This is a genomic window from Winogradskyella aurantiaca (genome assembly GCF_003362725.1).
GTDB lineage: Bacteria > Bacteroidota > Bacteroidia > Flavobacteriales > Flavobacteriaceae > Winogradskyella_A > Winogradskyella_A aurantiaca.
On sequence record NZ_QKTV01000004.1, the window covers coordinates 117,944 to 144,813 of the forward strand.

Annotated in this window: 32 protein-coding genes; 24 read left to right on the forward strand and 8 right to left on the reverse strand. The window is 37.5% G+C overall.

The annotated features are described in order from the left end of the window. The first annotated feature begins 179 nt into the window (after window positions 1–179). Window positions 180–368 (forward strand): hypothetical protein, encoded by a 189-nt coding sequence (locus tag DN064_RS08290; protein ID WP_115462175.1) that lies wholly within the window; start codon window positions 180–182, stop codon window positions 366–368. Here the strand turns inward: DN064_RS08290 and DN064_RS08295 are convergent. Together DN064_RS08295 and DN064_RS08300 are read right to left on the reverse strand one after the other, a co-directional pair. Then, entirely contained in the window at window positions 339–1,736 is a 1,398-nt protein-coding gene (locus tag DN064_RS08295; RefSeq protein WP_115462176.1) for a pyridoxal phosphate-dependent decarboxylase family protein, read from the reverse strand. The two genes, DN064_RS08290 and DN064_RS08295, sit on opposite strands and share 30 nt — an antisense overlap. Window positions 1,737–1,749: 13 nt before the next feature. Then, complete coding sequence (locus DN064_RS08300; protein ID WP_115462177.1) at window positions 1,750–2,283, reverse strand: cysteine dioxygenase; 534 nt, start codon at window positions 2,281–2,283, stop codon at window positions 1,750–1,752. Window positions 2,284–2,634: 351 nt separating this feature from the next. Here DN064_RS08300 and DN064_RS08305 point away from each other — a divergent pair, with 351 nt between their 5' ends. Both DN064_RS08305 and DN064_RS08310 read left to right on the forward strand, forming a co-directional pair. Beyond that, on the forward strand, window positions 2,635–3,699 hold the full coding sequence (locus DN064_RS08305) for a serine hydrolase domain-containing protein (protein ID WP_115462178.1): 1,065 nt from the start codon (window positions 2,635–2,637) through the stop codon (window positions 3,697–3,699). Between the two features lie 21 nt (window positions 3,700–3,720). Continuing rightward, window positions 3,721–4,473, forward strand: coding sequence for a DUF3667 domain-containing protein (locus DN064_RS08310; RefSeq protein ID WP_115462179.1), 753 nt, complete (start codon window positions 3,721–3,723; stop codon window positions 4,471–4,473). A 153-nt stretch (window positions 4,474–4,626) separates the two neighbouring features. Here DN064_RS08310 and DN064_RS08315 read toward each other — a convergent pair whose 3' ends face one another. Together DN064_RS08315 and DN064_RS08320 are read right to left on the reverse strand one after the other, a co-directional pair. Continuing rightward, window positions 4,627–5,337 carry a LytR/AlgR family response regulator transcription factor gene (locus DN064_RS08315; RefSeq protein ID WP_115462180.1) on the reverse strand — a complete coding sequence of 237 codons (711 nt, stop codon included), beginning with the start codon at window positions 5,335–5,337 and terminating at the stop codon, window positions 4,627–4,629. Beyond that, window positions 5,330–6,346, reverse strand: a complete 1,017-nt coding sequence (locus tag DN064_RS08320; RefSeq protein ID WP_232827446.1) for a sensor histidine kinase — start codon at window positions 6,344–6,346, stop codon at window positions 5,330–5,332. Before DN064_RS08320 ends, DN064_RS08315 begins: the two co-directional genes overlap by 8 nt. 225 nt (window positions 6,347–6,571) lie before the next feature. Between DN064_RS08320 and DN064_RS08325 the strand changes: the two genes are divergently transcribed. Next, window positions 6,572–6,973, forward strand: coding sequence for a MotA/TolQ/ExbB proton channel family protein (locus DN064_RS08325; protein ID WP_115462182.1), 402 nt, complete (start codon window positions 6,572–6,574; stop codon window positions 6,971–6,973). Between the two features lie 85 nt (window positions 6,974–7,058). Here the strand turns inward: DN064_RS08325 and DN064_RS08330 are convergent, their stop codons facing one another. Continuing rightward, window positions 7,059–7,280: a hypothetical protein gene (locus tag DN064_RS08330; RefSeq protein ID WP_115462183.1), complete on the reverse strand. Its 222-nt coding sequence runs from the start codon at window positions 7,278–7,280 to the stop codon at window positions 7,059–7,061. Between the two features lie 70 nt (window positions 7,281–7,350). On the opposite strand from DN064_RS08330, the gene DN064_RS14165 reads away from it, so the two are divergent. Then, window positions 7,351–7,494 (forward strand): hypothetical protein, encoded by a 144-nt coding sequence (locus DN064_RS14165; RefSeq protein ID WP_157962271.1) that lies wholly within the window; start codon window positions 7,351–7,353, stop codon window positions 7,492–7,494. Here DN064_RS14165 and DN064_RS08335 read toward each other — a convergent pair. Further along, a complete protein-coding gene (locus tag DN064_RS08335) occupies window positions 7,491–8,360 on the reverse strand; it encodes a glycosyltransferase family protein (protein WP_115462184.1) in 870 nt (289 codons plus the stop codon). The two genes, DN064_RS14165 and DN064_RS08335, sit on opposite strands and share 4 nt — an antisense overlap. A 118-nt stretch (window positions 8,361–8,478) precedes the next feature. On the opposite strand from DN064_RS08335, the gene DN064_RS08340 reads away from it, so the two are divergent. The 19 genes from DN064_RS08340 (at window position 8,479) to DN064_RS08430 (ending at window position 25,068) form a co-directional block, all read left to right on the forward strand. Next, window positions 8,479–8,829 carry a GIY-YIG nuclease family protein gene (locus DN064_RS08340; protein WP_115462185.1) on the forward strand — a complete coding sequence of 117 codons (351 nt, stop codon included), beginning with the start codon at window positions 8,479–8,481 and terminating at the stop codon, window positions 8,827–8,829. Window positions 8,830–8,991: 162 nt separating this feature from the next. Continuing rightward, the gene (locus tag DN064_RS08345) at window positions 8,992–9,693 is read left to right on the forward strand and encodes a DNA alkylation repair protein (protein WP_115462186.1); all 702 of its coding nucleotides are present in this window, start codon (window positions 8,992–8,994) and stop codon (window positions 9,691–9,693) included. Continuing rightward, window positions 9,690–10,232, forward strand: a complete 543-nt coding sequence (locus DN064_RS08350) for a tetratricopeptide repeat protein (RefSeq protein ID WP_115462187.1) — start codon at window positions 9,690–9,692, stop codon at window positions 10,230–10,232. The genes DN064_RS08345 and DN064_RS08350 overlap by 4 nt, the downstream gene beginning before the upstream one ends. A gap of 286 nt (window positions 10,233–10,518) precedes the next feature. After that, window positions 10,519–11,079 (forward strand): peptide-methionine (R)-S-oxide reductase MsrB, encoded by a 561-nt coding sequence (gene msrB, locus DN064_RS08355; RefSeq protein ID WP_115462188.1) that lies wholly within the window; start codon window positions 10,519–10,521, stop codon window positions 11,077–11,079. A gap of 138 nt (window positions 11,080–11,217) precedes the next feature. Continuing rightward, window positions 11,218–12,411, forward strand: coding sequence for a DUF4198 domain-containing protein (locus DN064_RS08360; RefSeq protein ID WP_115462189.1), 1,194 nt, complete (start codon window positions 11,218–11,220; stop codon window positions 12,409–12,411). Then, the gene (locus tag DN064_RS08365; RefSeq protein WP_115462190.1) at window positions 12,411–13,094 is read left to right on the forward strand and encodes a HupE/UreJ family protein; all 684 of its coding nucleotides are present in this window, start codon (window positions 12,411–12,413) and stop codon (window positions 13,092–13,094) included. The genes DN064_RS08360 and DN064_RS08365 overlap by 1 nt, the downstream gene beginning before the upstream one ends. Window positions 13,095–13,290: 196 nt before the next feature. Next, entirely contained in the window at window positions 13,291–13,752 is a 462-nt protein-coding gene (locus DN064_RS08370) for a VOC family protein (protein ID WP_115462334.1), read from the forward strand. Then, on the forward strand, window positions 13,745–14,491 hold the full coding sequence (locus DN064_RS08375; protein ID WP_115462191.1) for a class I SAM-dependent methyltransferase: 747 nt from the start codon (window positions 13,745–13,747) through the stop codon (window positions 14,489–14,491). The genes DN064_RS08370 and DN064_RS08375 overlap by 8 nt, the downstream gene beginning before the upstream one ends. 4 nt (window positions 14,492–14,495) lie before the next feature. Next, a complete protein-coding gene (locus tag DN064_RS08380; protein WP_115462192.1) occupies window positions 14,496–15,254 on the forward strand; it encodes a class I SAM-dependent methyltransferase in 759 nt (252 codons plus the stop codon). Between the two features lie 54 nt (window positions 15,255–15,308). Continuing rightward, the gene (locus DN064_RS08385; protein ID WP_115462193.1) at window positions 15,309–15,596 is read left to right on the forward strand and encodes a YdhR family protein; all 288 of its coding nucleotides are present in this window, start codon (window positions 15,309–15,311) and stop codon (window positions 15,594–15,596) included. Window positions 15,597–15,733: 137 nt separating this feature from the next. Beyond that, complete coding sequence (locus DN064_RS08390; RefSeq protein WP_115462194.1) at window positions 15,734–16,285, forward strand: hypothetical protein; 552 nt, start codon at window positions 15,734–15,736, stop codon at window positions 16,283–16,285. Window positions 16,286–16,299: 14 nt separating this feature from the next. Continuing rightward, complete coding sequence (locus tag DN064_RS08395) at window positions 16,300–16,998, forward strand: DUF6624 domain-containing protein (protein ID WP_115462195.1); 699 nt, start codon at window positions 16,300–16,302, stop codon at window positions 16,996–16,998. 21 nt (window positions 16,999–17,019) lie between these two features. Next, entirely contained in the window at window positions 17,020–17,808 is a 789-nt protein-coding gene (locus tag DN064_RS08400) for a hypothetical protein (RefSeq protein WP_157962272.1), read from the forward strand. Window positions 17,809–17,814: 6 nt separating this feature from the next. Then, entirely contained in the window at window positions 17,815–18,450 is a 636-nt protein-coding gene (locus tag DN064_RS08405) for a transglutaminase-like domain-containing protein (protein ID WP_115462197.1), read from the forward strand. Window positions 18,451–18,495: 45 nt separating this feature from the next. Then, window positions 18,496–19,539 (forward strand): helix-turn-helix domain-containing protein, encoded by a 1,044-nt coding sequence (locus DN064_RS08410; RefSeq protein ID WP_115462198.1) that lies wholly within the window; start codon window positions 18,496–18,498, stop codon window positions 19,537–19,539. 99 nt (window positions 19,540–19,638) lie between these two features. Then, window positions 19,639–20,673, forward strand: coding sequence for a DUF4932 domain-containing protein (locus tag DN064_RS08415; protein WP_115462199.1), 1,035 nt, complete (start codon window positions 19,639–19,641; stop codon window positions 20,671–20,673). 151 nt (window positions 20,674–20,824) lie between these two features. Next, on the forward strand, window positions 20,825–21,484 hold the full coding sequence (locus DN064_RS08420) for a hypothetical protein (protein ID WP_115462200.1): 660 nt from the start codon (window positions 20,825–20,827) through the stop codon (window positions 21,482–21,484). An 88-nt stretch (window positions 21,485–21,572) separates the two neighbouring features. Further along, the gene (ypfJ, locus tag DN064_RS08425; protein ID WP_115462201.1) at window positions 21,573–22,466 is read left to right on the forward strand and encodes a KPN_02809 family neutral zinc metallopeptidase; all 894 of its coding nucleotides are present in this window, start codon (window positions 21,573–21,575) and stop codon (window positions 22,464–22,466) included. A gap of 121 nt (window positions 22,467–22,587) precedes the next feature. Then, window positions 22,588–25,068: a zinc-dependent metalloprotease gene (locus DN064_RS08430; protein WP_115462202.1), complete on the forward strand. Its 2,481-nt coding sequence runs from the start codon at window positions 22,588–22,590 to the stop codon at window positions 25,066–25,068. 48 nt (window positions 25,069–25,116) lie between these two features. Here the strand turns inward: DN064_RS08430 and DN064_RS08435 are convergent, their stop codons facing one another. Together DN064_RS08435 and DN064_RS08440 are read right to left on the reverse strand one after the other, a co-directional pair. Further along, entirely contained in the window at window positions 25,117–25,932 is an 816-nt protein-coding gene (locus DN064_RS08435; protein WP_115462203.1) for an alpha/beta hydrolase, read from the reverse strand. Further along, window positions 25,898–26,770, reverse strand: a complete 873-nt coding sequence (locus tag DN064_RS08440; RefSeq protein ID WP_115462204.1) for an alpha/beta hydrolase — start codon at window positions 26,768–26,770, stop codon at window positions 25,898–25,900. Before DN064_RS08440 ends, DN064_RS08435 begins: the two co-directional genes overlap by 35 nt. Window positions 26,771–26,870: the final 100 nt, after the last annotated feature.

A 26,870-nucleotide genomic window follows, 5' to 3' on the forward strand; every position in this document is an offset into this window, starting at 1 on the left:
TAGCATAGTTGCTTAACCACGTAACTAATAATACACATAACCGTTAGACAAAATTAAAACATACTCTCGTTATCAAGAATGCAAATTGACGGTCCAAATTAAAAAAGCTCTAAACAAAGAATGATCTGTAAAAACTGTGAAACTCAACTTGAAGGAGACTATTGCAATCACTGAAGCAGATGAATCCATTGAAAAGACCAACTGCGGTAGCACAAGAAACTATAGAACTGAAATATTTGATGGAACTTTTTCTAAAAAAAGGAATCGTCCTTGAAGAAAAGGTATATGATATTGAAGATTTAAAAAATGTTCCAAAAACCCTACACGTACCTAGCCATTTAAACGCTTATTGCGGATCTCGTTTTTAAAGAAGGAGTATTGGATACGAAGCCTTCTAAAACTTTAAAGAAATTAAGAATGTCTTCTTTACTGTTATTGGCATTAATGGTTACAAATCTTATGAAGGTATCATCATTGAAGGAGCCAAATCCAACCACTGTTTGCTGATGTTCGTATAAGGCCGTACAGAGTGCCATGGGATCTGTATCTTTATAATTAAAACAAACAGAAATGGAGTCGTCATAACTGTATAAGGTATAATCTGGATGACGTCTTATATAGTCCAGAGCTACATTTGCCAGCTCAAACTGTTGATCAATAATCTTCTCTAAACCACTGGTGCCAATAGACTTCCAAAGTGTCCAGAATTTTAAGGCATCATTTCTTCGTCCACATTGAAATGATGTTTTACCCAGGTTAAAGTCATCACCATCGGTCTGATACAAATAACTAGCGTCATTACTGAACGAATTGTGCAGGTGTTTTTTGTCATTAACCAGAATTAAAGAGCAGGTTAATGGAGTGCCTAACATTTTATGTGCATTGTAGCTAAAAGAGTCTGATCTTTCTGCACCCTTCACAAGATGTTTGTAAGTGTCACTAAAAATCACACTGCCACAATAGGCTCCATCTACGTGGAGCCAGATGTCATATGTTTCGGTAATATCGGCGATTTCATCGATGGGATCAAACGCCCCTAATACCGTAGTACCTGCCGTGGCATTCACAAAAAAAGGAATGCATCCCTTACTTATATCCGCTTTAATTTGGGCTTCTAGTTTATGGGGTATCATTTTTCCATCGGCATCCGTTTCTATATACCTCATGTTGTTTCTACCAATTCCCGCAAAACTGGCATTCTTTGCATTTGAGTAATGCGATTCTTTAGAAGTGTAGGCAATCAAGGGTTTCGACATTCCATCAAATCGGCAATTAGGATCTTTGGCATCACGTGCCATGACCATAGCCATGTAATTACTCATAGAACCCCCGGTTGGAAAAGTGCCATTACTGCTTTCTCCATAACCCACTAGCTTACACGACTGTTTAATAATTTCCTGCTCGATCCCAACCTGTGGACCAGCAACCTTGTAAGTATACATACTGTTATTGAGCAGCACCGCTAGCAAATCACCCAACACGGCTTTGGGTTGTCTCCCACCAAAAAGCTGATTAAAAAACAAACGGGTTGCAGTTTTGGGTGTTGCGATTAAAACATCACTTAATACGGCCTTCAATTCATCATCAATGACTGGATTCTGGTTTAATGATAGATCGAGCGTGTCGTATAATTGATTAGCGTCTATGCGCTCGGCAACAGGATTTTGCTCTTCTTCGTTGATTAATACCTCGACAAGCTCGTGGAACAACTCCAAATCGTTTCTTAGTGTAGACATAAATTTTTAAAAATTAAGCTGTAGTATGGTAGAAAAGCTCAGTTCTTACAAAGGTATTAGAATCCTCATCAAGGATATTGCAAGAACTTATAGGTTTTGCATACAAATGAAGAGTCAAACTTCTACTCTCTGATACATTTTGTAAACTATGGAAACCCATGAAGTCTTTCATATAGGTAACCTGATTAGGTTTTGAAATGGATGACCTGACGGCCACAAGATCATTATTTTTATTCTTCTTATAAATCACCTCTTCCAATTCACCCTCGATTACTTTTACCCAACATTCTTCACCACCATGATCATGAATGGGTGTCATCTGACCTGGCCCCCAACAAATTAAAACTAATTCAAACTTCTCATTGTTAACCACACAATTTCTAGTGTAACAATCTTTAGACCATGATGTATATGCATCAAAGTCTTTAGCCTCCAAACTAATGGATTTTATAAGGTAATTGTAGGTTGTTTTATCCTCTTCTAATAGAGCTGTAATTAAATCATCTAAGGTTAGAAGTGTTTCTAAAGAATCTGGATTAGAATTCAAAATTGTGAGTTTTTATAGGTTTAGATTACCAACTCAAGGACGATACTTAAACCTATCTACATTGAAGCCCTAAGCGAAATTGCTTTTTTCCAAAAATAGCATTTTAAAGCTGTTTTTGCTGGTTTTTTGGTCGTTTTATCATAAAAAAACGCTCAAAACCACCTGATTTTATATATTTTGAAGACTTTTAAAAATCCAACATCTACCTTGTTCAAGGCATCCAGATGATAGAATTTATAGAGTACATTTAGCATATGCTGTCTAAATACCTGAATTTATCGCTGCCAGGATGCCATGGTTAATACAAGCGAAACTCCAAAATAAAACCACAACAACTATATTAATTAAATCATGAGAATCATCCTTATATCATTAGTTTCATCCCTGTTGCTTAGTTGCTCAAGTGAGGCCCAGATTTACCCAGATACCAATTGGACAGTTCTACAAAATCCAGCTCATGAAGGTTGGAGCGAAACTGGCCTCAGGGGTTTTACGCGCTTCATTGTTGATAGTACTCAGATTACTGGACTGCTTATTATTCATAAAGGGCAGATAGTCCTTGAATACGGGGATATTGAAGAAAACAGCTATATCGCCTCATGTCGAAAAAGTGTTTTGGCCATGCTTTACGGTAATCACATTGAAAATGGAACTATTGATCTTGATAAATCTCTAAAAGAATTAGGTATCGAAGACCACTCACCCTTTCTTGAAATTGAAACATCAGCCACTATAAAAGATGTTATCTCAGCCCGTTCTGGTGTTTTTCTACCTGGCTCCAATGGCGGTGATTTTAGACGACTCGCCCCAGAAAGGGGATCTGTTAAACCAGGAAGTTATTGGCTTTATAGTAATTGGGATTTTAATGTAGCGGGGTATATCTTCGAACAGGAAACCCACCAAAATATCTATGACGAAATAGATGAACAATTAGTAAGCCCTCTTAGAATGCAGGACTGGGATCGAGCCTTACAACAAAAAAGTGGTGATTTGGAAGTATCGAAGTTTCCAGCCTATCACATTTGGTTATCAACAAGAGATATGGCGCGTTTAGGATTGTTGATGCTACGTAAGGGAAAATGGAGCGATGGTCAGGTTATTCCAGAGAACTGGGTAGAAGACATGGTAAAGCAAAAAACCTCTTATCTTGAAGCTCAAAAAAATGCACCAATCTTAAAAGAAGACGGCCTTGACCTGGGTTATGGGTATATGTGGTGGTTAATAGAAAACACCAAGGATTACAGACTCAAAAATGCCTATTCCGCCCAGGGGGCTTTAGGGCAAAATATTACTGTTTATCCAGAAATAGATGTGGTATTGGTTTTTAAAACTAAAAGTGCTTACGGAAGGGGAAATAGTATTCAAACACAAATGAGTGTCATACAAAAGGCGGTTGAAATCTATAAGCCCGATTAAAATAAACCTGAAACAAAAAAAATGACCTGTAAAAACTGTGGCAATGAATTTAAAGGGGACTACTGTAATCAATGTGGGCAGAGTTCAAAAGTGCAACGCATCAACTGGAACTATTTAAAGAACTCTATTGCAGACAATGTTTTTCAAATTAACCATGGCTTTTTGTATACGGTGAAAGTGTTGTTATTGAATCCAGGGAAGACTTTAAAAGATTTCTTCTATGGAAAAAGGACAAAATTCTACAAGCCATTTGCCTTTTTACTCATTTCTTCCACCATATTTCTTCTGTCTACAAAACTTATAGGCAATGATACCTTTGTAGATGATTTTTTGTCAGGGGTTAGAAATGGGGCTAGTGACAACCTAAATCAAACAGTCAATTTTGAAATCCTCGACTTTTTAAGCAACAATCAGACCTATGTATTTCTAAGCTTCGTTCCTTTGTTTGCTTTGGCTTCCTTTATAACATTCAGAAAGAATGACTACAATTTTTCGGAACATCTTATAATAAATCTGTACATAACAGGTGAGCAACTCTTAATCTACACCCTGTTTAGTTTTATACAAGACCGTAACAGCATCATCACAGTTGTACCATTGTTGCTAGGCTTTCTTTACAATTGGTATGTGTACAATCGCCTTTTTTCTGAATTGAGCTGGACGAACAAAAATTTGAAGTTGCTAGTCTCCTATGTGATTTATTTGACGCTATTAGTAATTACCTTAATGCTCTTATTAATCTTAATTTTAATAACTACTAAGATTTTAAAGTAATTTCAAATGAATCGATAGACTATGGAAGCTTATAAAACCAGGCATATCAACTTTAAAGAATTGATCACTGTAAACGACTGGCGGGTAAAAGTGTATACCATTTCTAAATCAAATGAATCTTTTTTTCGAATTATTTAGTACCGACCCTTCTTATTAAAATCCTTCTAATAGTTTTAATACCTGAGTCTTATAACTACGGCTAATGGTGAAGGTCTTATCACCTACAACCACATGTTCATGGGTAAAAGAGCTAATGTGTTTAATGGCAACAATATAGGACCTATGGATTCTTAAGAATTGAGACCGTGGGAGCTTGGCTTCAATATTGCTAATGGTCTCACGGGTAACTACAGACTGATGCTCACATTGGATTTTAATATAGTCACTATAGCTCTCCACATAGCGAATCTCAGCAAAATCCAGTTTTTGCATTTGCCGATTGGCCCGGACAAAAATAAAATCAGTGGTAGGCAGATCGATTTTAGCGGCTGGCGGGTCTTGCTTAGTAATTTCAAAGTAACGATTTACGGCTTGTAAAAGGCGCTCGAAAGACACAGGTTTCACGACATAATCTACCGCCTGCAAATCAAATCCTTCTACGGCATAATCACGGTAGGCCGTGGTAAAAATAATCCGAATATTCTTGTTTATGGATTTAGCAAAGGCAATCCCTGAGATATCGGGCATATTAATATCTAAAAACACCAAATCAATCGCATTCTTGCTAATGACATTAAATGCATCAATCGCATTACTGCATTGAGCCACAATGGTCACACCAGTCATACTTGTTAAATGAGTAGCAATAACACCTCGCGCCACGGACTCGTCGTCAACAATAATACAATTAATAGATCTAGTCATGTAAATCAAGATTTAATGCTACCTTAAAACTGTATTCATTTTCCTTGATATCTAAAGTATACCGGTTTTTATATAGCATTTCAAGCCGTTTTTTAATATTCTCAAGACCAATACCCTTGGAAGATGACTCTTGTTTTTGGCGTGTATTCTCAATGTAAAAATGAATGCGTTCATCCTCGCAATTAATTTCAAGGAACACCTGTAACTTGCCATCTTTTATGGCACCATGTTTAAAGCTATTTTCTACAAACGGTAGAAATAGCATGGGTGCTATACTAATGTCTTTGGAACAATTTTTCACCTCAAATGAGACATTAAGTGTATCGTTAAAACGCATTTGCTCTAATCCAATATAATCCTTGATATGGTTGATCTCTTCTGCAAGTGCCACCTTGGGTTTATCCACCTGATACAACAAATAATCCAATAGATTGGAGAGTTTTAAAATCATTTCAGGCGTACTCTCAGATTTCTGTAGGGCAAAACCATACATGGTATTCAAGGTATTAAACAAGAAATGGGGATGGATCTGCATTTTTAAATAATTGAGCTCCTGTTCTTTTAACTTTAATTGTGCCTCCAGGATTTTAGTTTCCAAAGCTTTGGTGCGTTGGGTTTGTTTTAAATTGTATTGCAATAGCTTAAAAGCACTAATAACAAACACAATAAGATACACAGCCCCTAACACCAGAATAATATTCTTAGTAGCAGGGTTCATTTCTGAGTATTCAAATCCGGATAGGTAAATAAGACTAAAAAAGACACTTGCCATCACCAAATAAGCAGAAATAACCAATGTATAACTGCTGTAAATAGCAAACCTTAAATACCGTTTGGTGATGAGATAATCAGGGATTAATTTATACACAGATACATAGGTCGTAGCAATGGTCGTGGGCATTAAAAACAAGCTAAAGGAAAAGGCATTTTCAAATGAGGTATTGCCAATACTAAAAAAGTAACTGTAAAATATAAGCACTGCAGACCAAAAGGCGGTGTGAAAAAACAACTGGATGAGTTTTACTTTAAGAAAACGCTGAAACGTCATAGAAATACTAGCTCTTACAATAATACTATATTTTTAAACGCCCATATGGCTTTGTAGACGAACGACGGATTTTGGCCTGGATTCAACATTTGGTATAAACCCTTTTTAAATTGGTTGTTCATCGCATTTTCATATTTTGGGATGGCATTAAAACTAAGTTTGGTCATGTTTAACTAAAATCTGTTTATGATGACTCTAGTAATTACCAATGAATTCGCGGATCGCTTTAGTGAGGGTGGCCCATTTTTTATGTCCTTAATTTTAATCTGCTTACTCCTGTCCATAGGCCTGCTAATTCGCGGTTTTTTAAGTTTAAAAAAGGATAAAAACCTAGCTCAAAAAATGCTCAACTTAACTGTAGACTCTAGTCTCCTGGGTTTGGTTATTGGGTTTTTTGCCTCTGTAATTGGCCTTATTACGGCTTTTGATTCTGTGGAAGCGATGGGAGATCCAGACCCTTCAATTTTTGCCGGTGGCCTTAAGGTCTCTTTGTTAACGGCCACCTTTGGACTATTGTCCTTCGTCATTGCCAGGATTGGCATATTAATATTGCGCTGGTTTATTAAACCAGAAACCCAAGAAGAATAATATTATTTAAGCTTTTTAGGCTTAGGTTCAATGATATGGTTCAAACTTAATAACCTAAGCCTAATCATCTTTTATTTGGTCTCACTTACTCATAAATAAGCGCGCCCAGAAACGTCAGGATTCCAGCAATACACAGGCCAATTATCTCTGTTTGCACGAGGGTGATTCCGGAGGCAAATCCAGCCCCACTTACCAGGCCTACAGTACCACCGGCCATAAGACCTAAAAAGGCAGCTACTAGAAAAAAGCCTAGGAACAAGTACTTTCGTTTTTTACAGGTTTCGTCCTCTTTACGACACTTCTTCATGTGTTAATTAAATTAAGATTCAAAAGAAAAACGAATCATTTCAATCCCGTGTGAACACACAAAATTATTAATGGAAAGATTTGATTGTCAGTTAGTAGGCTTAAATTACAACGAAATTTTTAAACAACCAAAAGTGCCATTTGTATGCTTGAATACCAATCTAAGGGATGGATTTACGCATCAGAACAAAGCCTATGCTCCTCATGAAGCTTAGACTTCTAACAATTGCAGAACAATCTTCCTGGAATCAAAATAACGCTCTGCAATAGCCCTGTAATAACCGGTGTCTGCTACATAATTTTGTTCAATATCTGCTTTTACATGTGCCAGATCAAACTTGTAATTATAAGCGCGTCCCGAACAATTTTTTTCTAAAAGTGCGGTTATATTGTCCTTAGTAACCAATCCATCATAACAGCCCTCCAGATTGTATTTTCGTTCGTCATAAACAACTGCACATCTGCCGCATGCTAAAAGTTCAAAACAACCCCTACCTAAAGAAAACCCCAAATCGGCCCAATTATACATTTCAATTTTAAGTTCTCTTCTGGATCGAAGGGATACAGCTGTTGAATAGGACTTATAACCAAGCTTAGAAATTCTAGATCTGGCTTTTTTCGATTGCACAAGGTTTAAAACCTGCATACGCTGTGCATTAAGAGGGTGTGTAGGAGTATATCTGGAAAGATTGATAGGATTATGCACCACAGTAGAGCTAAAACCCTTAAGTAGTAGATGATCCTGTACTTCTTTTGAGATGGCTACATAAGCGTCAAACCCTGCAATAGGTTGTTCCAGCTCTGGATAAATACCATGACACAGCATAACCTTCCTTTTAATAATGGCTTTACTGGTTAGCACATCCTTAGCACAGGTGTTGTGATTAACCAATGCCAAATCGTAATCTCCAGTGATCGAGTTAATAGAGGGAATCAAAGCTCCAACACCCGATTTTGCGGTGGTGGTTGTATAAACATCCACCTCTATACCTAGCGCAATTAGGGCCTCATAAACCGTTAAGATCCAGGTTTCCGTGCCACCAAATGATGAGAGATGATTATTGGTTAATAGTACCTTCACAATCGAAGTAGGCTTTCTTTAAATGTTAGAATGGCAGACGAAATTACTACCAAGGCACAAAGTAAGCATATTCCATTAGTTTTGTAAACGAACCTCAAACGAGAAAAAACTAAATCCATTGCCCAATACCCTCTATCGCGTTTATGTAATTGAACTTTCTAAAAAGGTATATTCAGAGCATACCCGTTTCCGGGCGGCTAATCCACAATTCAATGGTGTTCTGGAATGCCTGTATGTTGGCATTACTAGCAAGACCCCTAAAGAACGGTTTCAACAGCACAAAACTGGTTATAGAAATAAAAAAGGCTATAAACTGTCTTCCAATATTGTTGAGAAATATGGTTTGTATCTGCGGCCAAGTTTATACAAGCATATTGATCCTTTAACGACTAAAGCGGAGGCGCTGGAAGTAGAAAAAGGATTATCCCTTGAATTGCGACGTAAAAAATATGCGGTTTGGTTTAACTAAAGAGTATTTTTAACCACTCTTTTAACATCCAAAACAATTTCTGAGAAAAGTAACTACATGCAATTTGCCTATCTTAGTAGAATCAGTGATATAAACATCCTACTAATAAAAAAATCTAAAATTAGAATATAAAATTCCTACTTGTGATAATTGACTCAAAAAATGAGTACAAAAAAGGATTTAATAAACCTCTTAAAACAACATCGTAATGAGCGAGGAGTTGATCATTGGAGACGATTAAATCCTGATCCTAATGGATTACAAAGTTTTGGGGTTGGACTAACAGTTCTTCGGAAATTGGCCAAAAAGATAGGTAAGAATCATAAGTTGGCCGCAGAATTGTGGCCCAGTAATATCTACGATGTTAAAATCATATCCTTATTGATTGACGACCCTAAATTCATGACGGTTGAACAAGCAGAGTCTAAAGTAGATCAATTATACTATGGCTATTTAGCTCATGTGTTTTCGTCCTGTGATGCAGCCTTAGCAAAAACATCGTTTGTAGTACCACTGCTTATGGAATGGATTAATAGCAACAGTACCATAAGAAAACGATGTGGTTATGGCTTACTCTATGAAGTGTCTAAATCCACAAAAAAAAGTGCTCCGGACACAGATTTCTACCTTGATAGGATCGCGCAAATTGGAAACTCATATGCTAATAATAAAAATAGTGTCCGTTTGGCAATGGCCACAGCACTCATGGGTATGGGGAAAAAGAATATAACGCTTAATTCCGCGGCCTTGGAAGTCGCCAAAAAAATGGGTCCGATTGAGGTGACTTCAGGTGTTAGCAAGTGCGAGCCATTTGATGTGAGTAAACACTTAACCAGTGATTACATTAGAAACAAACTAAGTTGAGCAGAGAATCAAGAATACATGATTATTTGACCAAAGCCTGGCAGCTCAGAAGTACAGGAGATGCCACTAGCTCAAAATCAACTACAGATAAGGCCTATGAGCTTTGCCGTAGCGACGATAACGAGTTCCTTGGTCGAATCTTCCATATCTACAGACAGTTGGAAGCTGATACTGATAACTATGATGAAGCTCTGGCGCATAATATTCAGTCATTGACCTATTACAAAGCATCTGGTAATATTGACCGTATAGCCCATTCAATGAGACATTTGGCCGACCTACAAGCCCAACTTAAAAACTACAAAGAAGCGACTAAAAATTATACATCGGCCATCCAATTGTATGAAGACAATTCCAATACATGCGAAAAGGACTTGAGTAATGCTCTAATATCCTATGCCGAATTGTTGGATTTAATAGGCAAAAAAAAAGAAACTATTAATCAATGGACTAAGGCTTTGGATTTATACCAAAAAATAGGATTTAAAGAAGGAATGAAATTAGCCGAACATAAATTGACACAACTTCTTAAAAGTTGAAATAAAAAAGATGTTAGTTTTAGTAATGGCCACCTTAATCACTATGAAAAACAAAATAGAAATAAAAGAGGCACTTTAGATTTTAACCAGGTAACATCCTAAGACATACATTTAATGTTCCAAGTAATAATACAATCACAAAACTATTAAAGGTAAAAACATTCGATAAATCTGTTGTAAGGATGGTCAGTCTCTTAAGACTATTCACTCACATACAGATAGCCCTGGAAGCGTTACGGTGGTGTTAAACTCCTAGCCTTGCCTATTAAATGGTCTATCTTTGTCAATGAAAAAGAAAATAAACGTTATGAGAATTTCATTAATCTTAATTTTATGTTTGGTATTCATTACTGGAGCCTGCCAAAGCAATACCAAAACCGCAAACGACAATACCGTCTATCCCATTTCTAAAACCGATGCCGAATGGCAGAAACAACTGTCGGACGAACAGTTTTACATCTTACGGAAACAAGGTACCGAGCGTGCATTTACAGGGGAATACTGGGATAACAAGAAAAAAGGCATCTATTATTCTGCCGCTACTGGGCAACCCTTATTCAGCTCTGAACACAAATACAAATCCGGAACGGGCTGGCCAAGCTTTTACAAACCTATCGATGATAACGCCGTAAAAGAATTGGCAGATAGAAGCCATGGCATGGTTAGAACTGAGGTGGTAGACAGCGGTAGTGGATCGCATTTAGGCCATGTATTTAATGACGGGCCTGTACCTACAGGCTTGCGATACTGTATGAACTCAGCCTCGATGATTTTTGTTGCAGAAGGCGATGAGTTGCCGGGTATAGTCAAAGAATGGCAAGCTAAATACGGTGATAAGGCCAACTAGTTTTTCTGTCGTTCTGCGCTTCTAAATTGGTGGTCAAAAAAAGTGTTTTTGATAATTAAAAATCGGATTTTATAAAGACCTTTGTGATGTAAAGCTCACTCAATTCAGCCTATTCAATTCGTAAAAACCCTTTTGACAATGCACAAAAAACTGGAGATCAACCTTCTATTATCCTTAGGTCTGCTCATCGCATTTTTCGTCCTTACTGGTCATGACCTGTACTTAAAAATGGACACTTATTTCTTAAGACCCAATCAAGACGCTACACTAAGTCTGTATAATGGTACTTTCGAGAAAAGTGAAAACATCATTACCCGAGATCGCATGTTGGATGCTTCCGTGGTCATGCAAGGAGAGCGCATGACTATAAATCCGGACAAATGGATGGACAAGGATAGCACCATTACCTATCTACCATTTAGTGCGGGGAACTCAGGTACCTATGTGGCAGGGGTTTCTACAAAACCAAGAAACATAGAATTAGAAGCCGAAAAGTTCAATGATTATCTAAAACATGATGGTGTTTTAGATATGCTTGACAAGCGTACAAAGAAAGGCCTTTTAGAAGAAGATGCTGTTGAGAGTTACCAAAAACATGTTAAGGCTATTTATCAAGTGGGTAATAAAAAGACTGAGGACTGGAACACCGTCTTTGGGTATCCTATTGAATTTGTCCCTCAAAGCAATCCTTATAACAGCTATACCGGTGACAGCTTAAAAGTTCAATTATTACTGGACGGACAGCCTTTAGCAAACCAGTTGGTATATGCACATTATGTAAAAAACGATAACGCGCATACACACAATCATGATGATCATGGCCATGACCATGAACACCAACATAAACATGAGCATGGAAATACGGAACACAGTCATGAGCACGACGGTGAAAACCATTCCCATGATCATACAACAGAAGCCCATCATCACGAGAGTGGGCATTCGCACGAGCATGAACATGATAATCATTCCCACGAGCATCCCCATGATACCGTTAATCATGATCATAACAATGATACCGAGCATTCTCATACCGAAAGACAACAATTACGAACCAATACCGAAGGCATAGTAGCAGTTAACTTACCAGAAGACGGTATCTACTACATACGTACCATTCATATGGTTGAAGCCAACGATAATGATGAATTGACTCACGTATCTAAGTGGGCGACTTTAACCTTTGGCGTGACACACAGGCATGATCAAGAGGCGCATTCACATAATGGCCATGATCACGACCATGATGACGAAATTCCAACCTGGTGGTTTATAGTAGGCAGCTTATTAATTATCGGAGTGCTGTTTTTTGTCTTTAGAAAAAAGAGCTAATGGATCAACAACGATTAAATCAAATCTTAAGCGTTGTTTTAGTTTTTACCCCATTGATCGGTTTTGCTCATGATGTCACGAGTGCCGATCAGGAACTTCTACGCGCTGGAGGGCTTTGGGCCTACATCCAAGTTGGGGCTACACACATGCTTACCGGTTATGACCATCTGCTTTTCTTAACAGGAGTCATTTTCTACCTCAACAATTTTATAGACATCTTAAAGTTTATCACAGTGTTCACCTTAGGCCATTGTGTAACCCTCATTGGTGCCACCTATTTGGGCATTACTGCCGATGAGCATTTGGTCGATGCGGTCATCGCACTTAGTGTTTTATACAAAGGATTTGAAAACCTAGGTGGCTTTAAGGTCCTTGCTATCAAAGCCCCAAATTTATTGTTTATGGTAGGTCTTTTTGGTCTTATCCATGGCTTTGGATTATCTACTCGATTACAGTCTTTTGACATGGGACAGGAACAATTCTTAGCTAAAATTCTATGCTTTAATCTTGGCGTTGAAATAGGTCAGGTTTTGGCCTTAATTCCTATGATGTTCATAATTTCCTGGTCCCGTACACAAAAACAATTTCCTGCTTTCTATAAAGCCATTAACTGGTATTTGTTTCTTGCCGGTATTGGTTTGCTTATCTATCAGCTTTACAATTACTTCAATGGTCATTACTAATCATTTAAGTGGTATGTGGAAAACCCTTGTGTTTAGCTTTCCTTCAATGCCTTTAAAATCTTGAGATCTCATTTAATGGCTCCTTGAGTTTAATTATTTGAACTCATTGATCTGCCTTATCTGGAAATAGATTTAAGCATTAGTTTTTTCTTGAAATCAATAAATCTATATGGTATCTTCAAACAAAAGTAAAGCCATGATTAAAGGACTTTATGAAACCCATTTATATGTTGAAAATCTGGAGCGTTCTATTGAATTTTATTCTAAGGTTCTTGGTTTAAAACAATGTCGATTTAATGATGAACGACGTATAGCATTCTTTTGGATTGGCAAAGACAAACAAGCCATGTTAGGACTTTGGGAACGCCCTAAGGAAGAAATTGACCCCAGACATTTTGCCTTTGAATGCGATCCTGACTGGGTGCTAAATGAATCGGTACCCTTTCTAAAATCGCACAACCTCAATTACTGGAATTTTCTAAACGACCAAAATGACATCCCTATGGTATTTTGTTGGATGCCAGCAGTTTCAATCTATTTTTCGGATCCTGATGGCCATTATCTAGAATTTATAGGCATTCTTTCAGGTAAAACCAAGTCCAATGATGAAAAACGCGTGGTGAGCTATAAGGAATGGCTATCTTTAAGGGATGAATAACCTTTACGACGACATAGGCATCAACTACAGCGAAAAGCGCCAAAGCGACCCAAAAATTGCCAGACAAATCCATAAAAAGTTAAAGGGTGCCCAACGCATTCTTAATATTGGCGCTGGAGCTGGGTCTTATGAACCTACAGATATGGATCTCGTTGCAGTTGAACCCTCTATTGCAATGATTAATCAACGACCTAAGACGGCCCATCCCGTGGTCCAGGCTAGCGCTGAAGCCTTACCCTTTTCAAATAAAAGCTTTAGTCATGCCCTTACCATTCTATCCATGCACCATTGGACAAATAGAGACAAGGCGTTTAAGGAGATCAACAGGGTAACCACAGATCATTTCATTGCGGTATCATGGAATCCTGAAGCGGCGCCATTTTGGTTGACTCGTGATTATTTTCCTGAGATTATTAAAATGGACCGCCAAATATTTCCAAAAGTGTCCGAACTCGAATCCTATTTCGAAAAGGTTTCGGTTGAACCACTTCTAATACCTGACAATTGCATGGATGGGTTTCTAGCAGCCTACTGGAAACGTCCAGGTGCTTATCTGGAGCAAAGCGTTAGAAACTCAATTTCCAGTTTTGCCAAGCTTGAGAATCCTGAACCAGGTCTGGCATTACTTAAATCAGATTTAGATAACGGTAATTGGGAATCTAAGAATGTTAACATTCTAGAGCAATCGTCAATAGATGCGGGTTATGTGATAATTTCAGCTTATATAAAAAATTCTTAACTCAATGAATTCAAAATACAGCGTTGGCCACTTATTGTACGACCCTCAGATCTATGATGGTATGAATACCAACATGGACGATCTGCCATTTTACCGGAAATGGCTCCCTCAAAGTACAGAAGGATCGGTATTAGAGTTATGCTGTGGCACCGGCAGATTAACCCTCCCTTTAGTTGAAAATGGTCATCTTCTAACAGGAGTGGATTTTACAGCCTCCATGTTAGAAGAAGCCCGTGATAAATCAAAAGCCAAGCATTTGGGTATTGAATTTATTGAAGGAGATATGCGGACTTTAAATATAGACCAATCTTATAATAGCATTTTTATCCCCTTTAATTCCATTCATCACCTTTATGGTAATAAGGATTTGTTTGACTCACTTAGAACTGTTAAACGTCATCTTAAAAATGATGGCACGTTTCTATTTGATTGTTTTAATCCAAATATTGCCTTCTTAGCTGAGGGCTCAAAAGAACTCAAAACAATAAGCAACTACCAAACTCAGGATGGTCGAGAAGTGATTATCAAGGAGATTATGAGCTACGAAAGCGATACGCAAATTAACCGTATTGAATGGCATTACTTTATTAATGGCAACTTCCACTCTATTCAAAATTTGGACATGCGCATGTTCTTTCCACAAGAATTAGATAACTACCTAAGCATAAGTGGATTTGAAATAATCAAAAAGTTTGGAAGTTTTGAAGAAGCACCTTTTGATCAGCATTCAGACAAGCAGATCTTTGTCTGTAAATTGAAATAAATAATTCGTGAGCTATTAGTAACTTTAACCTAAAACTTTCTAAATACGAGGTCCATGATTCTGCAAGTCATTAAATTAAAGTCCAGTCTTAGTGAAGAAGAACTTTTAAAACGAGCCCATGAACGGGCTCCACAATTTGAAGCGATTTCGGGGTTGGTACAGAAGTACTATGTAAAAACTGACACAGCAGGAGAATATGGTGGCATCTATGTCTGGGATACCCCTGAGTCATTAATGGCCTTTCGAGAATCTGATTTGGCCAAGAGTATACCTGGAGCCTATGAAATCACAGAGGCCCCTAATATTGAATTGATGAACATCCTATTTCAGTTACGTTCATAATAGATTTTTCTTGCCTTAACTTGCTTCTAAAACAATTTAATTGCTATGCCAATGTTATTAATTGCAGCAAATAGCAACAATTAACAGTTTGCTAGTTAGATTTTTATATTTTTAAAAAAAATTAACCTCAACAGAAGATGGTCAGCAGCTTACCCAAGCAACGAAGCCTTTGGATATCCTATATTATTTGTAGTAGACTGCTGATAGCATCATCTCTCATCTTTGTTCTGGAGTCTTATCTATATTTCATACCATTAAAACGAGCCTATGCAAATGACAGCGCACTATGGACAGGCTATTGGCTATTTATGTTTCTGTTTGCATTTTTTCATATTTTCCTGGTATTTGCAGATGCCTGGTCGCGCTTTCAGAACTATAAACGCATTAAAGATCAGTTTTTCTATTTTGGGTATAAGACTAGAATTGTCAATCAGTATATTGGTTCTAAATGTCAACGCTTGGCTGTTGAGACTGCCGCTGATGAATTAGGATTTGGAGATGAAGTAAGACAGCACTTTAAGGCCATGGGCTATAAGTGGTACCATTTTATCCCTAGTTTTATGGTACAAGACCCCCTCTTTATTTTTAAACGTTACTACTGGAAACGCACCTTTGTTGAAAAACACTACGCCCCTAAATACGACTATCTTGCTTTAGAGAAAAGCATGGCTTTTCAGCAACAAGGATAATCCACGGAACATTTATGAAAAATATACCGCTAAAGGTACTTCTCCTTGCAATTGCTCTATTAACCTTTTCCTGTCAGGATAAACCAGGCCAGTCGGCAACAGTACAATCAGAGATTTCAGCTAAAAATCTTAGTGCTATTTTAGATAGCATTTGGATGAAAGAGCAACTTCCTATTCGCGAGCGCGATTCAATGATGGACATCTATGGTCCAGAGCACGACTATTTAATCCCCATTACTGAGGAAATTCGTGCCAATCATGAACAGAACATGAAACGCATTGCCCAGATTATAGACACCTTTGGCTGGCCAAGTCCTGAGCAATCGGGAACTAATGGCAACTGGACCATTTGCAATGTGATTCAGCACGATACACCTGAGACGCGTGAAAAGTACATTCCAATAATGCGACAAGCTGTAAAGGATGGCAAGCTGGAAGCGCGATGGTTGGTGCGGACGGAAGACCGATTGGCGACTGATAAAGGAGAACTGCAGATCTATGGGGGTCAAATGAAATATTACAAAGAGACTAAGAGCTTTAACGTATGGCCCGTATATGACCCTGTAAATGTTAACAAACGCCGCGCGGCCATCGGCCTAAATACCATTGAAGAGCATCTGAAAGAGCGTTTTGATTTTGAATGGAATCTTGAAGAGCAGATTGAGCGTACCAAAGCGTTTGGAAGACAACAATTAAGCGACAGTACTTATTAAAGATTTCTAATCCTTCTTTTGATGAAAATGAAAATCCCAAAGAGTGGACAATCTTTAATAAGAGAGACCTCTTTCAAATTGGAGATAAAAAAATCACCATTATGCTTTGTTTTATTATGGCTGTTATTTCAATTGACCTTTGCCCAAAAGGAATATCATTTCAGTCATGTTCTTCAATATAAAGAGACCTTTTACAAAGATTCCATAAGAATTAAAGATCGATTTTTTTATGAAAGAGACACGACTCGAAACAGATATTATTTAATTAATGTGAGTCAAAATCACTTTTTCGCTACAATTTTTGATAAGGACAGTTTAGAATACGATTTCTATTTTAAAGATGAAAATGGCATTGCTTTAAACGTCCAATACGTCAAACAGAATTTAAATAAGGCTGCCAATATAAAGGTGCAATGTGAGCATGTGCATAGATATAGAAACCCTTATAAGAAGCTCATAAATGACTATGCTTTTTCAATGGTGGGGGATACGATTATAGGAACAAGCACGTACAAAGTTTATAAATTGGCTTCTTTTAATTCTAAGCAAGTAAGAAAACATAAAATTGGTACACAGTACTATATTGTTGACACCACAAAAACAGACCTTCTCCCCTTCTTCAATTATTCTACAGCGTATGAAGAATGGAAGGCCAAAAACACCTTACCCAATGGTTTGATAATTGAACGTTATTTTATTGATTATTATGGACAACTGCATTCAAAAGAAACTTTGACAGATATATCTCCGACTAATAAAAAGCTATCAATAGATGCAGAATGTGATTTTACAAGCACTCAAAAACCTTAGGTTTATATGAACTACTTAAAAGCCACCTATTTCCTCGATTTTGAATCGGACCATATTCAAAAAGTTATATCGGATTTAAATAATAACAGCTTAACTACACAGCAAAAAGCTATTGACACTTACAAAAAGGTGCGTGATGGCTGGCGCTACGATCCCTATAGTATTAGCCTAGCTAAAGACAATTACAAAGCCAGCACTATTGCCCAAAGAAACTTTGGCAACTGTGTTGAAAAATCAGTACTCCTGGTAGCCTGCCTCCGTGGATTAGGAATTCCAGCCCGTTTGCATCTTGGGAAAGTTAAAAATCACATTGCTGTAGAGCGCCTCACCGAAAAATTTGGTTCCAACGAACTAACACCACATGGTATGGTCAATGTTCAGTTGAATGATGCATGGCTTAAATGCTCCCCAGCATTTAACGCAGATCTATGTGCACGTTTTAATGTAGACCCCTTAGAATTTGACGGAGTCTCCAATTCGTTTTTACAACAATACAATTCTGAAGGGAGCTTGTTTATGGAATATACAGAAGACTACGGCCATTTTGAAGACGTCCCTGTAGAGTTCATGAAGGACAATGTCATTGAACACTACCCACATATATTTGATAGGGACGATTCTATAACAGAGTTCAAACTCTAGTTATTAGGCTTAGGCCCATTACAATAATTCGGTTAGCTTTACTCTATGCAAGAACAACTCTTATTAATTGCCGCCGGTATAGGTATTATGATAGGGTTGTCATTACTATCTCAGGTTTTTACCAAACGAAAGGCCAACTTTTTCCTGGGCATAGTTATTCTCCTCATTGCGATTCAGCTATTATTTTCATGGGGAGCGCAATCCGGGTACAACAACCAACCCAATGCTATTCCATTCTGGTTGCTCCTCAATTATAATTTATCCTGGCCAGCGCTATGGCTATTTGTAAAGTATCAAGTGGATGATAATTTCCAATTTAAGCAAATGCATCTGTGGTTGTTTTTGCCGGCTGCTTTAGAATGGGGATTTCAATTTTGGTTCAGTGTACTAGGACTCAATTTAATTGAACACACATTTTGGCCAATACTCAGTGAGTACATTCCTGTACTGTCATCTGTTGGGGTATTGGTCTATTTCTGGGTGCACTACACTAATTATCGTAAATCGGTAAATCCAAAGCTGCAAAATAAGATAGTCATTGCTCAGTTAAGACTGCTGACTCTAATGATTGGTCTTAGCATAATGGTGCTGTTCTGGATTGTGTTTTCATTTATTGGTTGGGAATACTTTCAAATCATTGAGTACATCATTAGCATTACCATACTGATTTTGGCATTTCTACATTTTATGGATAGCCAGTCATTTGCGCATACTGGTTCGAAATCCAAATCAATAGAGTTCCCAAATTTCGAGGACGATTTTGAACTAAAAAAACTTAATGATACACTTATCAGAAAAGAATTATTCCTAAAACCAAATTTACCACTAAAGGAATTGGCTCTTGAGCTAGGATTACCCAGCCGCTATGTCTCTTATCTGATAAATCAATATCTAAATAAGAACTATAAGGAATACATCAATCATTTCCGCATCAATTATTTCCTAGACAAAGCCGCAACGGACGAAAAAAATAAGAAGACTCTTCTAGCATTAGCACTGGAGTCAGGCTTCAGCTCAAAGTCCACATTTAATCAGGTCTTTAAAACACAAATGGCATCCTCTCCCTCGGAATATTTAAAATCCACCTGATTCAAACTGTGCCCAATTCATGATTTTAGACGTCCGAAAACAGGTTTTCGGTCGATTTGCACCATTCTAACTTATAGGTTTGCTGAAAAATAAAAAATCATGAAAACAACAGTATTTACCCTCATTTTCAGTTTAACATTACTTCTTAATGCCCAAAAAAAAACAGTATCTATTGAATTTAATAAGAACCTTGATTTCTTTGGTTACTTAGTACACCTTGGGGAACCAGGTGATGACGACCCTAATCATCCCATTAGTATTATTCTTAGCAACTATAAGGATAATCAGTCGAACCCCTTACTACAAGAAATTTACGGAAATGCCAGTGACTTTACCTTTGCTATGTTTGTGGAGTTTTTCTATAATGACTTACCTGAATTACCCTTTTCATCGGATTATAATCTGGACGGCTTAATTCAAAAAAAATACCACTATAAATCAGAAGAGGATAAAGAGGCTCTTAAAGACCTTATGCTTTTGGTAAATAGGTTCTATCGAGAATCACAATTTGAAACAATTTGGAACCAACTTGAACCCCATCGTGCAAAGACCTTTGAAAATTTAAAGAATCGCCTGCCTTCAGATTCGGTGATAAAACTAATGGAATCATTCTATGAACAACATTTCAATTTCTATAAAATAGTCCCTAGTTTAACCATATGGCCAACAGCCGGGTGGGGACTTAAAAACTCTGAATTGTCAACAGACTCATTTATTTTAGGTCCGCTTCAAAAGAACTTTGACTTTACAGATATGGCACGTTTCGAAAATTTGGCCATACATGAATTTGGTCACTCTTTTGTCAATCATATTGTTCTCGAAAACAATAATACTATTTCTAATACCTCCAGTCTTTATGAACCCTTAAAAGGAAAAATGATCCCTCAAGGCTATAATGACTGGGAAAATTGTATCATCGAGCACTTTGTAAGAGCCAGCGAAATCATAATTCCAGAGCTTTTAAACAATGGAACTCAAACAGACACAATTCGTGATGATTATATCAATAATCGAGGCTTCGTATCCTTACCTTTTATTATAACTCAATTAAAACACTACCGTTTAACCAAAAGGTATTCTTATAAAGAATCTGTTAGAAGAACTATTGAAGATTTAAAAGAACGGTATCTATAAAGTACATCCAATTTTAATCATAGGGATAGGTTTTAAAAAATGAACCACAATTGTTATTGACCAAATGGATTTCACAATTGTATTGATTGGGACTTTGTTTACCGCTCGAGATCTTATTAAATTACACTGATTAAAACGAAACATTTAGTTCATGGCACCAATAGAAAAGATTAAAGACACAAATAGTGCAGCTGGTAGAATAATTTTAGTAACCTCTTTTTTTTCTATTGCTTATGCGGTTTTGAGATATCATGTTCTTGGTCCCATTCCTTGGAAAGATTTTCCGTTTTTTATTCTCAACAAGGGCATAGCCCTTACTGGTTTCATCCTACTGATACTAAATTTTTCATTAGGGCCTCTTAAAACTATTGGCGGACCAGTACCTTCCTCTTATTTAAATTCCAGAAAATCAATTGGAATGACAGGATTTCTCTTAGTTCTAATACATGTGCTAATGAGTTTTTTAATGTTTAGACCTACAGTGTATAGTCAGTTTTTCTTGATTGATGGTACACTTACATTAAACGGTGGACTTAGTATGCTTGGAGGGGTATTAGCCTTTGTCACATTATGGGCCTACAACTTAAGTTTTCAAACGTTTTTGAGAGAGGACACTAAGTTTATACAATTTATAACTTCAAGGAGATTCATGCTGGGAGCCATGTTATTTACTTTGATTCACCTATTCTTTATGGGATATAAAGGTTGGCTGGACCCTAGTTCATGGCATGGAGGTCTTCCCCCAATTAGTCTGGTTAGTTTCATTTTGTTTTTAATTGGATATGTTATCAACTTATTAGGAAGAAAATAAATTGGATATAAAATTCCATAACCAGTAATTCTTTGAAACTAAATTATTTAATACTTTTAAGCTTCTACTAATTCATTACCAATAACTTATGAAATGGAAAGGCCAACGCCGCAGTTCTAATGTTAGAGATCAAAGGGGGCAATCGGCAAGAGGAGCCGGTGGCATTAGCCCCATGCTAATTGCTCCTTTAATTCGATTACTTTTTTCTAAAAAAGGGCTCATTATTGTCGGTATATTTCTTGTTTTCTCCTATTTCACTGGTATTAATCCATTAAGTGTTATCGGACAGTTTTTTACTGGTGGAGGGCAACCTGTTCAAACCAGCAATACTTATCAAGGGTCTGTTGAAGAAAATGAGTTAGCAGAGTTTACTAAAACCATTCTGGCCAGTACCGAGGATGTCTGGCATCAAATCTTACCAAACTACGAAGAACCACAATTGGTTCTATTCACCAATTCTGTTAGCTCGGCCTGTGGATTTGCTTCCAGTGCTACGGGTCCTTTCTATTGTCCTGGAGACCGGACTATTTACATTGACCTAAGTTTTTTTAAAGACATGGAACGCCAACTAAATGCCCCTGGAGATTTTGCACAGGCCTACGTCATTGCGCATGAGGTTGGTCATCACGTCCAAAATCTGATGGGTATTACTGATGAAATGCAAAAAGTTCGTCAACGTGTTTCCAAATCTGAATACAACAGATACTCGGTGCGCTTGGAACTTCAGGCCGACTTTTATGCTGGTGTTTGGGCCAACCACTCTCAAGAGATGACGCAATGGATGGAGGCAGGTGATCTTGCAGAAGCCTTGAATGCTGCCAATGCCATAGGTGATGACAGGCTGCAAAAAAACGCCACGGGAAAAGTGATTCCAGATTCGTTTACCCATGGGACTTCTGCTCAACGCGTGCGCTGGTTTAAAAAAGGTTTTGAAACTGGGGACATACGTCAGGGTGATACTTTTACTACAAATAATCTCTAATTTTAGAATTCGACTCAATAGGCGTTAAATAAAAGCTAAAAATACTAACCCCTTCCAATAAGTACACTGCCTTATGCGTATTTTCATGCGAATTTTTTAAAAACCGACTATTTTGAAACAGATGACAATTCGCATCCTGTTTGTGGCACTTGCTTTGTTTGCATACTCTTGTAAGTCTTCAAAAAAAGCCAGTAAATCTAAAGCCAACACAGCAGCTGCAAAACCACCAGCCAAAAAACCTGGAAAGAATGACATTCAACCTTATGATAAGGTAATTACTAAAAAAGCCATTACGGATAAAGGACTATTTGATGTTCATAAAATTGATGACAAGTTCTTTTATGAAATCCCAGACACTTTGTTTGAACGAGAAATGCTCATGGTCACTCGAATTGCAAAAACTGCAAGTGGTATCGGTTTTGGTGGTGAAAAGCAAAATGAACAAGTTATCAGATGGCAGAAAAAAGACAAAAAAGTGCTTCTTAGAGTGGTTTCTTTTTCAATTGTTGCGGCAGACTCCTTGCCAATTCATCAGGCAGTAGTTAATTCTAATTTTGAGCCTGTTTTGGCCACCTTCCCTATTAAAGCTTTTAATAAAGACAGTACAAACACAGTCATTGACGTGACCCCTTTATTTACAAAAGATGTTAAAGCATTGGGATTTCCTGATTCAAGAAGACAACAATATAGGATCACAAGACTTGACAATGATAAATCATTTATTGAATCATTAAAAAGTTATCCTATCAATATTGAAGCACGTCATGTTAAAACCTATAATGCTGGAAGACCACCTTCTAACAGCAGCACAGGAACTATTTCATTAGAAATTAATAACTCCATGATTCTATTACCTGAAGTCCCAATGACAAAAAGGATATTTGATCAAAGAGTAGGCTGGTTTACAGCTGGACAAGTCGATTATGGTTTGGACAATCAAAAGAGCGAGACCGTCAGTTACCTAAGACGCTGGAGGTTAGAAGTTAAAGATGAAGATATTGAAAAATTTAAGCGAGGCGAATTGGTAGAACCTAAAAAACAAATTGTTTATTATATCGACCCTGCAACACCAATGAAATGGCGTAAATATCTTAAACAAGGGGTGAATGATTGGCAAGTAGCCTTTGAAGCTGCTGGTTTTAAAAATGCCATCATTGCCAAGGACCCTCCAACCCCTGAAGAGGACCCAGAATGGAGTCCTGAAGATGCAAGATATTCAGTAATACGCTATTTTGCATCACCTATACGTAATGCATATGGTCCACATGTTGCTGATCCTAGATCAGGAGAAATACTTGAGAGTGATATTGGTTGGTATCACAATGTCATGACCTTGCTTAGAAACTGGTTCTTTGTGCAAACTGCTGCCATTAACCCAGACGCCAGAGGGGTTGCCTTTAAAGACGAAGTTATGGGGCGCTTGATACGTTTTGTGTCTTCTCATGAAGTAGGACATACCTTGGGTTTACCGCATAACATGGGTAGTTCTGTGGCCTATCCAGTTGAAAAACTAAGAGATGCTGAATTCACTCAAAAATACGGTACAGCGCCATCGATTATGGATTACGCTCGATTTAACTACGTGGCACAACCAGGTGACGAAGGTGTTGCTTTAATGCCCAACATAGGGGTTTATGACAAGTATTCTATTATGTGGGGTTATAAACCAATACTTGATGCCGCCTCTGCAGAAGATGAAAAGAAAACTCTAGATAGTTGGATACTTGAACATGCCGGTGACCCGATGTACCGTTTTGGTCGTCAGCAATTTGGTGTCATTGACCCAAGCTCTCAAACAGAAGATCTTGGTGATGATGCGGTTTTGGCTAGTGAATATGGTATTGCCAACTTAAAGCGTATTATACCAAACTTAATTGAATGGACAGCTGAAGATGGTAAGAACTATGACGATCTTGAAACCATGTATCGAGAAGTTCTTGGACAGTTTAGTCGCTATATGGGGCACGTGTCTTCCAACATTGGTGGTGTTTATGAATATTACAAGACTTATGATCAGGAAGGTGCTGTTTACACTCATGTGGATGCTGACCATCAGAAAAAGTGTATGGCATTTATTCAAGATCAATTATTTACCACACCCGATTGGATGTTAGATAATGAGATCTTTAATAAGATTGAAAGTGCCGGACATATTGAGCGTGTTAGAGGAATTCAAACCCGAACACTTAATAATATGATGGATTTTGGAAGAATGCAACGTCTTCTTGAAAATGAGAACATCAATGGTTCTTCGGCTTATGGCCTATATGATATGATGAAAGACTTACGAAGCGGTTTATTCTCAGAACTTCGTACAGGTAAAACGATTGATATCTACAGAAGAAACCTTCAACGTGCCTACATTGACCGAATGGAGTTTATTATGACCAATGATCAACCTTCTGTTCCAGCACAATTCAGAAGATTCTTTGGTGGCACTAGAGTCAACGTAAGTCAATCCGATATACGTGCAGTAGTAAGAGCAGAACTTAAGTCATTAAGATCACAATTGCGCTCGGCTGGTGGTGCTGATACCATGAGTCGTATCCACATTGCAGACGCATTAGAACGTGTCAATAAGATTTTAGACCCTAATGGGTAAATCCCAGATTCTATAATAATTAAAAGGCCTCATAAAAGAGGCCTTTTTTTATTTTAAGGCTTTATCCAGAGCCCTATGAAAACCATCAAAGTCGACTAAGTTGTTATGGTCTCCCCTCTCAATGGTAATAAATTCAAGACCATCCGGTTTAAGAGCGGCCAATTTTTGTGCCGATTTATATGGCACCACACTATCGTCTGTGCCGTGAATTATGGTCACGGGAACATTTACATCTGGAATGTATTTATAACTGGGAAACTTATAGGTCATTAATTTCTCAACGGGAAAAATAGGAAATCGGTACTGCACCACATCTACAATACTATAGTATGGTGTTTCCAGTAGAAGTTGCTGACAAATTCTCTTTGAGGCCAGATAGCTTGAAATCCCAGTCCCTAAGGATCTGCCGTATAATACAATCTCTTCGGGCCTGTATTTGGTTAGTAGAAAATCATATATATGTTCGGCGTCATTATAAAAAGCCATTTCAGAGCGTGGGCCTTTACTTTTTCCATAGGATCGGTAATCCCAGACCAGCACATCATAATTGTACTTGACAAATCGCGAAGCTATCTCTCCCCAACGACTAAGGTCACCTGCATTTCCATGACTGTATAAAATGACACCTTTGGGTTGCGCACTTTTAAAATACAGCGCATTTAATCTAACTCCTTCTTCAGGTTTAAAATTCAATTCTTCAAATGGAAGGTCAAATTGGAAAGTATACGATTCTTCCAATTGTGTTGGGAGAAATAAGAGTTTTTCTTGAAAGAGATAAAGTGCCGATCCAATCACAATATAGAGACCTATTAATAGTATGATACCATTTTTAAACTTTCGATTTTTTCTTCCCGTGATTGACATGAATGCTTGTAGTTTCAAAATCGATTTTATTAGGCTTAGCCTTTAGAATGCGATCTAATATTTTATGATAGGACTCGAAAGTATTTAAATCTTTATGACCTCCTCCGATGATACTGTGCAACGTTGTGTTTTTTGGATTCACTTTAGACAACTTGACACTAGTTTTAAAAGGAATCAGTTTATCATTGGTGCCATGAATAATGTGAATGGGGCATCGGACATACTTAAGCCACTTATATGTTGGCAAAGGGTATTTAATAAGAACCGATAAGGGCATAAAAGGCATGTAACGCGAGGTGACTTTTGTAAGACTGTAATAAGGAGCGTCTAAAATGAGCATTTTGGGATGGTTCATTGAGGCGAGTTTTGCGGCAAAGCCTGAACCCAGTGAACGTCCGTATAGAACTATTTGATCTTCAGGAACCAGTTCCTTTAGCTTATTATAAATAACTTGAAGATCTCTTTTAATTGCTTTTTGTGAACGCTTGCCAGTACTTTTGCCAAACCCTCTGTAATCAACCATAAGCACGTTATAGCCATGTCTTGTAAAATCTACAGCAAACTTTCCCCAGCCTTTAATACTCTTAGAATTTCCCTTTAAATATAGAACTATGCCTTTGCTTTCACCCTTGGGGATAAACCGCAAACCATTAATAATAGCCCCATCTCTAGTTTCAAGATTGTATTCTCTAGTGGTTTGATTCTTATAATGAAATTCAAAATTGTCGGGTAATTTTTCTGGCTTAAATAGGAAGTAATCCTGTAGATAATATAGTAGGATGCTTATAACCACATAAGCAATCAGAACAATAACAAGTACAGATATCCAATAAGACATTATTTAATATTCGCTTAGATGTTACAATTTATGAAATTGTTATTTATAAGAGTAAATACAAAAATTAGTCTTTGATTTTAAGAGATTTAATTACATTTGA